Here is a 14267-nt window from a genome sequence, read left to right as displayed (position 1 = left end):
GGAACCCCGCGAATGAACACCGAAGGATTGACCGAATTGCAAACTGAAGAGCCGGCTGCTGTCGAGGCGCTGGTTGAGGTTGTTGAGCCCGCTCCTGCTGCACCCGTGGCCGCCGAGGTGCATCCTGCGCCGCCGATGGTGGTGCCAAGCCTGGATGACAGCAGCCTTTATATTCACCGCGAGCTGTCTCAGCTGCAATTCAACATCCGCGTGCTTGAGCAGGCGCTGGATGAGTCTTATCCGTTGTTGGAACGTCTGAAGTTCTTGCTGATCTTCTCCAGCAATCTGGATGAATTCTTCGAAATTCGTGTCGCCGGCCTGAAAAAACAGATCACCTTTGCTCGCGAACAAGCGGCGGCAGATGGTTTGCAGCCGCACCAGGCATTGGCGCGTATTTCTGAGCTGGTGCATGAGCAGGTCTCGCGTCAGTACACGATTTTGAATGACACCCTGTTACCCGCGCTGGAAAAGCACAATGTGCGCTTTATCCGCCGCCGCAACTGGAACACCAAGATCAAGGCGTGGGTGCGGCGTTTCTTCCGCGACGAGATCGCTCCCATCATCACCCCTATTGGTCTTGACCCGACGCACCCGTTCCCGCTGCTGGTGAACAAAAGCCTGAACTTTATTGTTGAACTGGAAGGGATTGATGCCTTCGGTCGCGACTCGGGTTTGGCGATTATCCCGGCGCCACGGCTGCTGCCGCGGATTATCCGGGTACCGGAAGAGGTTGGCGGTCCGGGTGCCAATTATGTGTTCTTGTCATCAATGATCCACGCCCATGCCGATGATTTGTTCGTCGGCATGAAAGTAAAGGGCTGCTACCAGTTCCGCCTTACACGCAACGCCGATTTGTCGGTGGATACCGAGGACGTTGAAGACTTGGCGCGTGCTCTGCGTGGCGAACTGTTCTCGCGCCGCTATGGTGATGCGGTGCGCCTTGAGGTTGTGGACAGCTGCCCGAAAAATCTCAGTGATTACCTGCTCAAGCAATTCGGTCTGGCCGAGAGTGAGCTGTACTGTGTAAGCGGCCCGGTCAACTTGACCCGCCTGTTCAGCGTCACCAGTTTGGAAAGCCATCCAGAGCTGCAGTACACCCCGTTTACCCCGGTTATTCCAAAGCTGCTGCAGAACAGCGATAACATTTTCAACGTGGTGAGCAAGCAAGATATCCTCTTGTTACACCCCTTTGAGTCCTTTACTCCGGTCGTAGACCTGCTGCGCCAAGCGGCAAAAGACCCGCACGTCCTGGCAATCAAGCAAACCCTGTATCGCTCGGGCGCTAACTCGGAAATCGTCGATGCGCTGGTTGAAGCGGCGCGTAACGGTAAAGAGGTTACGGCGGTTATTGAACTGCGTGCCCGCTTCGATGAAGAGTCCAACTTGCAACTGGCGAGCCGCTTGCAGGCCGCGGGCGCTGTGGTGATTTACGGCGTTGTTGGCTTTAAAACCCACGCCAAGATGATGCTGATCCTGCGCCGTGAAAGTGGAGACATCGTTCGCTACGCCCACTTGGGAACGGGTAACTATCACGCGGGTAACGCACGCCTTTATACCGACTACAGCTTGTTAACGGCAGATGTTGCGCTCTGTGAAGACGTTTCGAAAATGTTTAGCCAGTTAATCGGCATGGGTAAAACCCTGCGCATGAAGAAGTTGCTGCATGCGCCGTTTACCCTGAAGAAAACCTTACTCGACATGATCGCCAAAGAAACCTTGCTGGCCACCGAAGGCAAGCCGGCGCACATCATGGCCAAGTTCAACTCGCTGACGGATCCGAAAATTATTCGGGCCTTGTACAAAGCCAGCCAGAGCGGGGTCAAAATTGATCTGGTGGTGCGCGGCATGTGCTGCCTGCGGCCAGGGATCCCCGGGGTTTCGCACAATATTCAGGTGCGTTCGATTATTGGTCGCTTCCTTGAGCACACGCGGGTCTTCTACTTTCTCAATGAAGGAGAAGAAAAAATCTACCTGTCGAGTGCCGACTGGATGGAGCGCAACCTTGATAAACGCGTGGAAACTGCGTTCCCGGTTGAAGGCAAGAAGCTGATTTTGCGGGTCAAGAAAGAGCTGGAAATGTACCTCAGCGACAACACCCACAGCTGGGTATTGCAGCCTGACGGGCGTTACTTGCGCAGCAGTCCGACCGGCAACCAGAACCCGCGCAGTGCGCAGGCCGGCTTGCTGGATAAACTGACAGTCCCGCTGGTCAGCGCACGCTGAGTTCGATACCGACCCGTTTCAGCCATTCGGCTTCTTGGGTGAAGTCAGCCTGGGTGAGCGGGTTGGCTTCCAGCCAGCCATCCGGGAAGCGGTATTCAAGGCTTTGCCCAGAGGCTTTCAGCTCAACCTGGGGCATTTCCTGAGTGCTGCGAATGTGGTGGAACAGGATCGCAAAGCGCAGCAGTACGCACAGCCGAATCAGCTTGATGCCTTCTTTGCCGAATTCAGCGAGCTTATCCTTGGGAATATTGCGCCGGTGACCGCGTATCAGTAATGCCAGCATCTGTTGGTCGATGCGTGAAAAGCCGGCCAAATCTGAATGCTCAACCAGGTAGGCGCCGTGCTTGTGATACTGATAGTGGGCTATATCCAGTCCCAGTTCGTGGACCCGTGCCGCCCAGACCAGTAATTCTTTATGCCAGTCCTCTTTCAGCGACCACGCCTTTTCAACCTGTGCAAGGCCTTCGAGGGCTTTGGACTCGACGCGGGCAGCTTGATCAAGGTCAACGTGATAGCGCTCCATCAGCGCGCTCAGCGTGCGCTCACGGACATCTTCGTGATGATGGCGACCGAGTAAGTCATAGAGAACGCCTTCACGCAGAGCGCCTTCGGAGTGCGACATGCTGCTCAGTTCGCAGGCGTCGAAGATGGCCTCCATAATCGCCAAACCTGCAGGGAAGATGCTGCGCCGATCAACTTTGATCCCGTCGAAATCAAGTTTATCCACGTCACCCAACTTGAGCACTTTTCGCTTGAGCCAGGCCAGTCCTTCGCTGTTCACCTCGCCTTTACCCAAACCTGCCGCTTGAATGGTCAGACCGATCGCCTTGATGGTGCCAGAAGCACCCACGGCTTCCTCCCAGCCCAGGCGTCGCAGTGCATGCTCGATACCCATGATCTCCAGCCGTGCAGCGGTATAGGCTTGGGCATAACGCGCTTGGGTAATTTTGCCATCTTTGAAGAAGCGCTGGGTATAACTGACGCAACCCATTTGCAGGCTTTCGCGCAGCAACGGTTCGAAGCGTTGGCCAATGATGAACTCGGTACTGCCGCCGCCGATATCAGCGACCAGGCGCTTGCCGGGCGTGTCGGCAATGCTGTGGGATACACCCAGATAGATCAGCCGCGCTTCTTCACGTCCAGAAATGACCTCAACCGGGTGGCCAAGCACCTCTTCTGCACGTTGAATAAATTCTGCGCGATTGCGTGCTTCACGCAAGGCATTGGTGGCCACGACGCGGACTGCACCTTGGGGCAGATTGGCGGTGAGCTGGGCAAACCGGCGCAAACAGTCGATACCGCGTTGCATGGCCTCTTCGTTGAGAAGCCGCTCCTCATTGATACCTGCGGCGAGTTGCACCTTGTCACCGAGGCGTTCAAGAATGCGAATTTCGCCATGATCCGCTTTGGCTAACACCATATGAAAGCTGTTGGAGCCAAGGTCGATAGCGGCAATCAATGGGAATGACTCATTAGCGTTTTCTGGCATGGCATTGGATATCTCGATGCTGAACGCGCCCATCGTGCCACGATCAACTGATCACGCCAACGCCTAGCACTCTGGCAGCCGATCTTTTTACGGGTTATCAACGCCTACGACGCTGGCAAGCTTGCACTTGCCAAGGGTTTCAGTCATGCCTGAATAAATCTTAAGAAACCTATTATAGCGAGACCCACAGCGGTTGCTTTAGGTCTTGCTCATCACCGAAGGGTTCAAACGCCTTGCGGGGTCAAGGGTTCTGCACGCAGCGCCAAGGTCCTGTCGAGTCTTTCGCTCATGCATGAACAGAACTGATGAAATTGCGCAGCTCGACGGTTTGCGGTTCGGCAAATAGCTGTTTTGGATCGCCCACCTCATGCACTTTGCCCTGATGCATAAACACCAGCTTGTCACCGACTTCACGGGCGAAGCGCATCTCATGGGTGACCATGATCAGGGTCATGCCTTCGCTTGCCAATTGTTTGACCACCGCAAGCACCTCATTCACCAGCTCCGGATCCAGCGCCGAGGTGATCTCGTCGCAGAGCAATACCTTGGGTGACATGGCCAAGGCTCGTGCAATAGCTACGCGTTGCTGCTGGCCCCCGGAAAGCTGCTCCGGAAAGGCAGAAAACTTCTCGCCAAGTCCGACTCGCTCAAGCATCTGTTTAGCAAGCGTTGCGGCCTTTTCACGGGGCAGCTTTTTAACCACCTGGGGTGCGAGCATCACGTTCTCGCCCACGCAGAGGTGAGGAAATAGATTGAATTGCTGAAAGACCATTCCGACTTTTTGCCGCAGGCTGCGTAGATCGGCCCTCGCGGCATCAAGGTATTCGCCGTCGACTTCGATAACCCCGTCATTGATCGATTCCAGCCCGTTAAGGGTGCGTAGCAGGGTGCTTTTACCCGAGCCACTGCGACCGATGATGGCGACGACTTCGCCTTCGGCAACTTCAAGGTCGATGCCCTTGAGCACGTGATTATCGCCATAGTACTTGTGCAAGGCGCTGACATTAAGCAGTGACATTGAGCCTCCTTTCCAGGCGGTGAGCAGCAAACGATAGGGGGAAGCAAAGCAAGAAGTAACCCAGCGCAACGAAGCCATACACCATGAAGGGTTCGAAGGTGGCGTTTGCCAGCATGCCGCCGGTTTTGGTCAGTTCGGTAAAGCCAATAATCGAGGTGACAGCGGTGCCTTTGACGACCTGCACCGAGAAGCCAACAGTGGGTGCGATAGCAATGCGCATGGCTTGTGGCAGCACCACGTGACGTAGGACTTCCAAGCGCGACAACGCTAGGCTTTCTGAAGCCTCCCACTGGCCCCGCGGGATTGACTCGACACAGCCGCGCCAAATTTCGGCGAGAAATGCGCTGGTGAAAAGGGTGAGGGCGATGGCGGCGGCGAGCCAAGGTGAAACGTCGATACCCAGCAGGGCAACGCCGAAAAACACCATAAATAGCTGCATCAGCAGCGGCGTGCCCTGGAACAGCTCAATGTAGCCGTATGCCAGAACCCGCAATGACTGAAAGGGGCCGATACGCGCCAGCAAAACCAGAAGCCCGGCAATTCCACCGCAGACAAAGGCCACCAATGACAACAACAGTGTCCACTGCAAGCCGGTGAGCAAGTTGCGCAGAATGTCCCAAAGGGTGAAATCCATTAGCGTGCTCCAACAATAAAGCGTCGGCCAAGCCACGCGAGTAATTGGCGAATGATGATCGCCATGGTCAAGTACAGCAGCGTCGTCACCAGGTAGGTTTCGAAGGCGCGAAAGTTGCGTGACTGGATAAAGTTGGCGGCGAACGACAGCTCTTCGGTGGATATCTGCGAGCACACCGATGAGCCCAGCATGACGATGATTATCTGGCTTGATAGCGCGGGCCAGACCTTGCTCAAAGCTGGGCGTAAGACCACATAGCGAAACGTCTCAAGGCGGTTCATGGCCAATGCAGATGCTGCTTCGAGTTGACCGGACGGCACGGCCTGAATGCCGGCGCGGATGATCTCCGTTGAGTAGGCGCCCAAATTAATCACCATCGCCAGCACGGCGGCTTCCCACTCATTCATGCGCACGCCAAGTGCTGGCAGGCCGAAGAAAATGAAAAACAGCTGAACAATAAATGGCGTGTTGCGTATCAACTCAACGTAGAGCGCAAAGACCCGGTTGAAGGGGCTGATCTGCCAGGCACGTAATCCTGCACCGACAATCCCTAACCCAACACCGAGCACAGTACCAATCAGGGTCAGGCCGAGGGTAAACATTGCGCCTTGCAGCAACAGATCAGCATTTTCAAGAACGGGAAGAAAGTTGAATTGGTACGCCATCGAGTCAGGCCTCCATCAAGGTTGAAGGCTTAAAGGTCGGCAGGAAGGGGCTGCTTCAACCATTTTTCACTGATGCTATTGAGGCTGCCGTCGGTCTTGGCAGCGCCGATGATCTGGTTAACCTTGTCGAGCAAAGCGGGTTGGTTTTTGTTCATGCCCACATAGGTCGGTGAGTTTTTCAGGTTCAGCTTCATTGACGGCACGCGCTTGGGATTGCGCTCGGCGATGGCTGACATCACCACGTTGCCGCTGGCGATAAGGTCAACTTGGCCCGAGAGGTAAGCGGCAATGGTTGAGTTGTTGTCTTCGAAACGTTTGATAGTGGCGTCTTTAGGTGCAACTTTGCTCAGTTCGATATCTTCGATCGCGCCACGGGTAACGCTGATGGTTTTACCTGACAGATCAGCCAATGAGGTCACGGCGCTGTCCTCAGGACCAAATACCCCTAAATAAAACGGCGCGTAGGCATCAGAGAAATCAATCACTGATTCGCGCTCAGGGTTTTTACCCAAGCTGGAAATGACCAGATCGACTTTGCCAGTGGTCAGAAATGGGATGCGGTTGGTGCTGTTGACTGGCGTCAGTTCAAGTTTGACCGAGAGTTTGTCTGCCAGCAGTTGTGCGGTGTCGATATCCAAACCGCGAGGTTTCAGGTCTGGGCCGACCGAGCCAAAAGGCGGAAAGTCTTGCGGCACTGCAACTTTCAATACGCCGCGCTCGCTGATGTCACTGAGGCCGTCAGCATGGGCTGAAGTAATGCTCAGCATCAGGCTGGCGAACAGGACGCTGAGTAGGCTGCGGTTAGCTTGGATCATGGCTGTCTCCCGACTGGCTAATAAAATTCGAACAATTCGATAAATGTTCGATTGCATCAGTTATGCCAATAGCCAGTAGATTCATGCACTTACGATTATTGCTTTTGCAAAACAAGGTCTTACTGGTCTGAACAGTTGGCGAATCTGACCGATCGGTCGAAAGCATATGCGCTTCATCTCGGTGCACCGACTCAACCCCCTGAGCGATCGCGGGGCGCAGCTTGCCAGCGAGGGCTAAATGGCCTTACAAAGGCAGTCTCACTGGACTGACCGGCCCGAACAGTTATGCATGCGCCCACGCCCCGCGCTGTACCCGAATATGCCTTGCAAGCCATCCGCGATCTGATTGAACAAGAAGATTATCGCGCGGGTGATGCACTGCCCTCCCAGCGGGATTTGGCGCAGCGCCTTGGCGTCAGCCGCACCTCATTACGCGAAGCCTTGTCGTCCCTGAGTGCGCTGGGTATGGTCAGTGTGCAGCCGGGTAAAGGGGTGTTTGTCCAGGCGCCGCCATTACAAAGCACAGCCAACATTGGTTTCGCGTGGCCGTTTGCGGCGCAGATATCGGCAGCCGACACCTTTCAGCTTCGTTATGCGCTGGAGGGCTTCGCCTGCGGTCTGGCGGCCGTGACATTAGGCGCGCAAGAGTTGGACGCTCTTCAAGATAACGTCGAGCAGATGCGCTTAGAGCTGCGGGCAGGTGATTTTGAGCGGGCATCCGAGCTGGATTTTGACTTTCATCGACGAATTCTGCAGGCCAGTGGTAATCAGGCGATGCTCGGAATTGTCACCTCGAGTGCCGAAATTTTCCTCGAAAGTCAGAAATTGCCCTTTATCCGTCCCGAGCGTGCGCTGGAAACCTGGCGCGAACATACTAAGATCCTCAAGGCGCTTGGGCGTCGGGCAAAAGCACCGGCGCAGAAGGCTATGCAGCAACATATACGGGCTGCAGCACTGCGCACCGGAATAGCTTTCATCACGCTTGGGGACTAGTTCGATACGGAAATTGTATTGGATCATTGAAAAACGCAATTGTGCTTTTCTAGCTGTGATGGAAAAGCCGCGCTATGATGTCTGCCAATTTTGTTGCTTCCGAACACGGAGATTTCCATGAGCGAATTCATCACCAACGTCAGCGACGCAAGCTTTGACCAAGAAGTTATTCAAGCCGAAGGCGCTATTCTGGTCGACTACTGGGCTGAGTGGTGTGGCCCGTGCAAAATGATTGCACCGGTTCTCGACGAGATTGCCCAGACTTACCAAGGCAAGCTCAAGGTCTGCAAACTGAACATCGACGAAAACCAAGACACGCCACCTAAGTACGGCGTTCGCGGTATTCCAACGCTGATGCTGTTCAAGAATGGCAACGTTGAAGCGACCAAGGTTGGCGCACTGTCGAAGTCGCAACTGACAGCGTTTCTAGATAGCAATATCTAAGCAGTTTTGTGAAATGGCCCCGAAAATATCGGGGCTTTTTTGTATTTAAAGGCTAGACGTGCGCATTTGCACGATGTTACATTCGGTCTCGCTGTATTTCCTATACAGCCCCCTGCATAGCCGTCGCCGACGCATTCCTTTACGAATCATTTCGCGATCCAGTCGCCTTCAAGTGCGGCGCGGCCTCCCAAGCTAATAGCTTATTTTCCCTCCTCACAATGATTACGTCATTCCTATGAATCTGACCGAACTCAAGCAAAAGCCGATCACTGAACTGCTGGAAATGGCAGAACAGATGGGCATCGACAACATGGCCCGCTCGCGCAAGCAGGATGTGATCTTCTCGTTACTGAAAAGACATTCCAAAGGCGGCGAAGAAATTTCCGGTGATGGCGTGCTGGAAATTCTCCAGGACGGTTTCGGCTTCCTCCGTTCCGCTGATGCCTCGTATCTCGCGGGCCCAGACGATATTTACGTCTCGCCAAGCCAGATCCGTCGTTTCAACCTGCGCACCGGCGATACCATCGTTGGTAAAATTCGCCCGCCGAAAGAGGGCGAGCGCTACTTCGCACTGCTCAAGGTCGACACGATCAACTACGATCGTCCTGAGAACGCGAAGAACAAAATTCTGTTCGAAAACCTGACGCCGCTGTTCCCAACTAAGCGTCTGGTCATGGAAGCCGGTAATGGCTCCACGGAAGACATCACCGGTCGCGTTATCGACCTGTGTGCGCCGATTGGTAAAGGTCAGCGTGGTCTGATTGTTGCGCCGCCAAAAGCGGGCAAGACCATCATGCTGCAGAACATTGCCAGCAACATCACACGCAACAATCCTGAGTGTCACCTGATCGTTCTGTTGATCGATGAGCGCCCGGAAGAAGTAACTGAAATGCAGCGCACGGTGCGCGGCGAAGTGGTTGCTTCGACCTTCGATGAGCCGCCAACCCGCCACGTGCAGGTTGCAGAAATGGTTATCGAGAAGGCCAAGCGTCTGGTTGAGCACAAGAAAGATGTGGTCATTCTGCTCGACTCGATCACCCGTCTAGCGCGTGCCTACAACACTGTTATTCCTAGCTCCGGCAAGGTACTGACTGGTGGTGTTGATGCCCACGCCCTGGAGAAGCCAAAACGTTTCTTCGGCGCCGCACGTAACATCGAAGAAGGTGGATCGCTGACCATTCTTGCGACCGCGCTGGTTGAAACCGGCTCGAAGATGGATGAAGTGATTTACGAAGAATTCAAAGGTACCGGTAACATGGAACTGCCTTTGGATCGTCGTATCGCCGAGAAGCGCGTTTTCCCTGCAATCAACATCAACCGCTCCGGTACCCGCCGCGAAGAGTTGCTGACTGCAGAAGACGAGCTGCAGCGCATTTGGATTCTGCGTAAGTTGCTGCACCCGATGGATGAGATCGCTGCCATCGAGTTCTTGATCGACAAGCTTAAGGCGACCAAGACTAATGAAGAGTTTTTCATGTCCATGAAGCGTAAGTGATTGGCGTGCGGCCGTGTGTGCTGCGGTGATGCTGCGTTAGAAGTTACCTCGGCGTGCTCATGTACTACTCGTACACTGCGCGGCCTCGGTAATTTCTGCCTTGCCTGACCTTTGCACACGCGACCTCGGACTTTGAGTGATTGGCTTGCGGCCGTGCGTGCTGCGGTGATGCTGCGTTGAAAGCCGGCTCAGAATGCTCATGTACAGACGTACACTGCGCTTCTTCGACGATTTTCGCCTTGCCTGACCTTTGCACGCGCGACCTCGGACTTTGAGAAAGCGCACAAGCGGTTTGTTGCAGTCCTGAAGTGGCTAGATCTAGCAAAAGCCGGGTATCTCCCGGCTTTTGTGTTTGTGTGAATTGGCTTTTGCACTTCTGAATAACTGAGTGGGGCGCTAAACTTTGCGCTTCGATGGCTCTGCCTGACACGAGGCTCCTGCATGCAGTATCGCGATCTGCGCGACTTTATCAGCGGCTTGGAAAAGCGCGGCGAACTCAAGCGTATCCAGACACCGGTTTCTCCCGTGCTGGAAATGACTGAAATTTGTGACCGTACTCTGCGTAAAGCAGGGCCTGCGTTGCTGTTCGAGAACCCGACCGGGTTCGAGATGCCGGTGCTCGGCAATCTGTTCGGCACGCCGCAGCGGGTGGCGCTGGGCATGGGGGCAGAGGCGGTGAGTGAGCTGCGCGAAATTGGCAAGTTACTGGCGTTTCTCAAGGAGCCCGAGCCGCCTAAAGGGCTGAAAGATGCGTGGGACAAACTGCCGATCTACCGCAAAGTGCTGTCGATGGCACCCAAGGTACTCAAAGACGCCCCCTGCCAGGAAGTGATCGAAGAAGGCGATGACGTCGACCTGACCAAGCTGCCCGTGCAAACCTGCTGGCCAGGCGACGTCGGCCCGTTGATCACGTGGGGGCTGACCATCACCAAGGGCCCGAACAAAGAACGTCAGAATCTGGGTATTTATCGCCAGCAGGTGATCGGCCGCAACAAAGTCATCATGCGTTGGCTCAGCCATCGTGGCGGCGCATTGGATTTTCGCGAGTGGTGCCAGAAGTACCCGGATCGTCCCTATCCGGTGGCTGTTGCCCTGGGCGCCGACCCGGCGACTATTCTCGGCGCCGTAACGCCGGTGCCGGACAGCTTGTCTGAGTATGCCTTTGCCGGTTTGTTGCGAGGTAACAAAACCGAACTGATCAAGGCCCGTGGCAGTGACTTGCAGGTGCCAGCCAGTGCTGAAATTGTCCTTGAGGGAGTGATCCATCCGGGCGAGATGGCTAACGAAGGCCCTTATGGCGACCACACGGGTTACTACAACGAAGTGGACAGCTTTCCGGTCTTTACCGTTGAGCGTATTACCCGTCGGCAAAAGCCTATTTATCACAGCACCTACACCGGCCGGCCACCGGATGAGCCGGCAATTTTAGGTGTGGCACTCAATGAGGTGTTCGTACCGATTCTGCAAAAGCAGTTTCCGGAAATCACCGATTTCTATCTGCCGCCGGAAGGTTGCTCCTATCGCATGGCGGTGGTGACCATCAAGAAGCAGTATCCAGGGCATGCCAAGCGCGTGATGCTCGGCGTGTGGTCATTCTTGCGTCAGTTTATGTACACCAAGTTTGTTATCGTCACCGATGATGACGTCAATGCCCGTGACTGGAATGATGTTATCTGGGCAATCACCACTCGCATGGACCCGGCACGCGACACCGTGATGATCGAGAATACGCCGATTGATTACCTTGATTTCGCTTCTCCAGTTTCAGGTCTGGGTTCGAAGATGGGACTGGATGCCACCAACAAATGGCCTGGGGAAACCACTCGCGAGTGGGGTCGGGCGATTGTGCAGGACGATGCCGTCAAGCGTAAGATCGATGACATGTGGGCCGAGCTAGGGATTGACTGATGGACCGCACGATGAACGTTATCTTGCAGCCTTCGGGCGCCGAAGTCAGCGTACAGCCCGGAGAGCGCATTCTCGATGCGGCGAGGCGTCAGGGCTTTGATTGTCCACAGAGCTGCCGTAACGGTAATTGCCATATCTGTGCCGCGTTGCTGGTTGAAGGCCGGGTTAGCCAAAACGGCAGCGAGATTGACCACGGTGAATTATTCACCTGTCTGGCTGAGCCGCTAGAGGACTGCGTGCTGCTTTGGGATGGTGTGCTGGCACCGGGTGAATTACCGGTGCGCGACTTCTCTTGTCAGATTGTCAGTTGCGCAGATGTCGGTGGTGATGTTTATCGCCTGTGCTTGCGTGCGCCTGCGGGCAAGCTGCCGCGTTATCACGCCGGTCAGTATTTGCTGTTGCAGCGCGCTGAAGATGACTACGCCGCCTTCTCCCTGGCTTCTGCTCCGCACGCGGGACGCGATCTTGAGCTGCATATCCTAGCCCGTGATGAAGAAACCCAGGCCCTGATCAAGCGCTTGCAACAACAGGGCTTTGTTCGGGTGCAGTTGCCCTTTGGCGATACTCATTTGGCCGAGTTGCCTGAAGGGCCCTTGGTGTTGATCGCCGCGGGCACCGGCATGGCGCAGATGCACAGTTTGATCGAGCACTGCCGCGAAACCGGCTTTAAGCACCCGGTACATCTGTATTGGGGGGCTCGCAACCCGGATGATTTTTATGATTTGCCGCACTGGGCCGATTGGCAGCAACTGGAGAACCTGACCCTGCACAAAGTCGTCAGTGATCAGTGTGGTTGGCAGGGCCGCTGTGGCCTGTTACATGAAGCGGTCAGCGAGGACTTTAGCGACCTCAAGGCGCTGCACGTCTATGCCAGCGGCTCACCGCCGATGGTTTACGGTACTCTTGATGCATTGGTTGATGCGGGGATGGATGCACACCAAATGCGCGCCGATGTATTCGCCTATGCGCCGCGCGAGTAAATCAAGCTAATGCTGCCTGGCAGCATTAGCCAGGCAGCCTTTAAGTCTATCGAACCTGAACCACGACCTTGCCGACAGCTTTGCGCTGGCCGAGCAGGTTGATGGCGTCAGCCGCTTTTTCCAGCGCGAAGGTCTCGGAGACAAGGGGCTTGAGCTTGCCTTCAGTGTGCCAGGCGAAGAGTTGCTGGAAGTTGGCCAAGTTGTCTTGCGGCTGACGCTGGGCAAATGAGCCCCAGAACACACCGACCACCGATGCGCCTTTTAGCAGCATCAGGTTCACCGGCACTTCAGGAATGCGGCCACTGGCAAAGCCCACGACCAGCAAGCGACCATTCCAGGCAATGCTGCGCACCGCCAGATCAAATAAGTCACCACCGACCGGGTCGTAGATCACGTCGGCGCCCTGGCCACCGGTAAGGCGTTTCACTTCCTCTTTGAGGTTGCTCTCGCTGTAATTGATCAGCTCATCCGCCCCTGCGGCTTTTGCCACTGCGAGTTTTTCCGCGCTGCTGGCGGCGGCAATGACTTTGGCGCCCATGGCTTTACCGATTTCGACTGCTGCGAGACCCACACCGCCGGATGCGCCGAGTACCAGCAGGGTTTCGCCTGGCTGAATGTTGGCGCGCTGTTTAAGGGCGTGCATAGAGGTGCCGTAGGTCATGCCGAAAGCGGCCGCGCTTGGGAAATCCATCGACTTGGGCACTGGCATCACGTTGTAACTGGGCACTGCCACTTGTTCGGCAAAGCTGCCCCAGCCGGTCAGCGCCATGACCCGGTCGCCGACTTTGAGGTGGCTGACTTTTTCGCCCACAGAACTCACGACTCCAGATGCTTCGCCGCCTGGGGAGAACGGGAAGGGGGGCTTGAACTGGTATTTGCCTTCGATGATCAGCGTGTCAGGAAAGTTGACGCCGGCGCAGTGCACGTCGATGACCACTTCGTTTTTCTTCGCTTCAGGGTTAGCGGTCTCTTCCACAACCAGCGTTTCAGCTGGGCCAAAGGCTTTGCATAACACAGCTTTCATCGGGCGCATCCTTTTTCAAGTTATGGGGCGCAGTGTAGAGCGCTGAAAGGTTGGGTCAACGAGCATGGTTGCTTGTAATGGTGCAGCATAAGCATTGTGCTTGGGCGCGGACGTAGTAATCGCTATGCTTGGCATAACCCTAACGGAGAGTGAGACCTGTGAAAGCCATCCTCGCATTATTGTTTGCCCTGAGCTTACCCCTGCACGCAATGGCTGAAGAAGCTGAAGTCGAAGGTGAGGCTGCAGTGCCCCAGGTCGCCTATATCAACCTCACGCCGGCATTAGTGGGTAACTTTGGCTCAGGACCCAAGTTGAAATTTTACAAAGCCGATGTGTCGCTTCGTGTAGCCGGGCCAGAGGCTGAGGCCAAGGTCACTCACCATGAGCCGTTGATTCGCAATCAACTAGTGATGTTGTTCTCCCAGCAAACGGAGGAGGCCTTGAATGCGCCGGATGCCAAGGAAAAACTGCGCGAAGAAGCCTTGAAGCAAGTTCAGCAGGTGCTGACACAGGAGGAGGGCGAGCCCTTGGTTGAGGATTTGCTGTTCAATAACCTGATTCTTCAGCAGTAGGCGCTTG

13 protein-coding genes are annotated in these 14267 nt (G+C 55.3%); 7 read left to right on the top strand and 6 right to left on the bottom strand.

What is annotated here, in order from left to right; genetic code table 11:
- Nucleotides 1-12: 12 nt before the first annotated feature.
- Nucleotides 13-2223, top strand: coding sequence for a polyphosphate kinase 1 (gene ppk1, locus AACY09_RS13995; RefSeq protein ID WP_339488879.1), 2211 nt, complete (start codon nt 13-15; stop codon nt 2221-2223).
- Here the strand turns inward: ppk1 and ppx are convergent.
- The 5 genes from ppx to AACY09_RS13970 all read right to left on the bottom strand — a co-directional run bounded on the left by ppx (nt 2210) and on the right by AACY09_RS13970 (nt 6844).
- The gene (gene ppx / locus AACY09_RS13990; protein WP_339489370.1) at nt 2210-3712 is read right to left on the bottom strand and encodes an exopolyphosphatase; all 1503 of its coding nucleotides are present in this window, start codon (nt 3710-3712) and stop codon (nt 2210-2212) included. The genes ppk1 and ppx overlap by 14 nt on opposite strands.
- A gap of 286 nt (nt 3713-3998) precedes the next feature.
- A complete protein-coding gene (locus tag AACY09_RS13985; protein WP_339488876.1) occupies nt 3999-4730 on the bottom strand; it encodes an amino acid ABC transporter ATP-binding protein in 732 nt (243 codons plus the stop codon).
- The gene (locus AACY09_RS13980; protein ID WP_339488874.1) at nt 4717-5364 is read right to left on the bottom strand and encodes an amino acid ABC transporter permease; all 648 of its coding nucleotides are present in this window, start codon (nt 5362-5364) and stop codon (nt 4717-4719) included. The genes AACY09_RS13985 and AACY09_RS13980 overlap by 14 nt, the downstream gene beginning before the upstream one ends.
- Nucleotides 5364-6029 carry an amino acid ABC transporter permease gene (locus AACY09_RS13975; RefSeq protein ID WP_339488872.1) on the bottom strand — a complete coding sequence of 222 codons (666 nt, stop codon included), beginning with the start codon at nt 6027-6029 and terminating at the stop codon, nt 5364-5366. The genes AACY09_RS13980 and AACY09_RS13975 overlap by 1 nt, the downstream gene beginning before the upstream one ends.
- Before the next feature lie 29 nt (nt 6030-6058).
- Nucleotides 6059-6844, bottom strand: a complete 786-nt coding sequence (locus AACY09_RS13970; protein WP_339488870.1) for a transporter substrate-binding domain-containing protein — start codon at nt 6842-6844, stop codon at nt 6059-6061.
- A gap of 285 nt (nt 6845-7129) precedes the next feature.
- Between AACY09_RS13970 and AACY09_RS13965 the strand changes: the two genes are divergently transcribed.
- From AACY09_RS13965 to AACY09_RS13945, 5 genes are all read left to right on the top strand, one after another.
- A complete protein-coding gene (locus AACY09_RS13965; protein WP_339488869.1) occupies nt 7130-7837 on the top strand; it encodes a FadR/GntR family transcriptional regulator in 708 nt (235 codons plus the stop codon).
- Between the two features lie 117 nt (nt 7838-7954).
- A complete protein-coding gene (gene trxA, locus AACY09_RS13960; protein ID WP_339488867.1) occupies nt 7955-8281 on the top strand; it encodes a thioredoxin TrxA in 327 nt (108 codons plus the stop codon).
- 235 nt (nt 8282-8516) lie between these two features.
- Nucleotides 8517-9776 (top strand): transcription termination factor Rho, encoded by a 1260-nt coding sequence (rho, locus tag AACY09_RS13955; RefSeq protein WP_087518683.1) that lies wholly within the window; start codon nt 8517-8519, stop codon nt 9774-9776.
- Nucleotides 9777-10217: 441 nt separating this feature from the next.
- Nucleotides 10218-11684, top strand: coding sequence for a 4-hydroxy-3-polyprenylbenzoate decarboxylase (gene ubiD, locus AACY09_RS13950; protein ID WP_339488862.1), 1467 nt, complete (start codon nt 10218-10220; stop codon nt 11682-11684).
- 11 nt (nt 11685-11695) lie between these two features.
- On the top strand, nt 11696-12664 hold the full coding sequence (locus AACY09_RS13945) for a CDP-6-deoxy-delta-3,4-glucoseen reductase (protein ID WP_339488861.1): 969 nt from the start codon (nt 11696-11698) through the stop codon (nt 12662-12664).
- A 46-nt stretch (nt 12665-12710) separates the two neighbouring features.
- Here the strand turns inward: AACY09_RS13945 and AACY09_RS13940 are convergent, their stop codons facing one another.
- Entirely contained in the window at nt 12711-13688 is a 978-nt protein-coding gene (locus tag AACY09_RS13940; protein ID WP_339488860.1) for an NADPH:quinone oxidoreductase family protein, read from the bottom strand.
- A 158-nt stretch (nt 13689-13846) separates the two neighbouring features.
- Here AACY09_RS13940 and AACY09_RS13935 point away from each other — a divergent pair, with 158 nt between their 5' ends.
- The gene (locus AACY09_RS13935; RefSeq protein WP_339488859.1) at nt 13847-14260 is read left to right on the top strand and encodes a flagellar basal body-associated protein FliL; all 414 of its coding nucleotides are present in this window, start codon (nt 13847-13849) and stop codon (nt 14258-14260) included.
- Nucleotides 14261-14267: the final 7 nt, after the last annotated feature.

This window comes from Pseudomonas sp. EL_65y_Pfl2_R95, assembly GCF_963971045.1.
Lineage (GTDB): Bacteria > Pseudomonadota > Gammaproteobacteria > Pseudomonadales > Pseudomonadaceae > Aquipseudomonas.
Note: the sequence above shows the minus strand (reverse complement) of the source record. Positions and strands in the feature narration are given on the sequence as shown.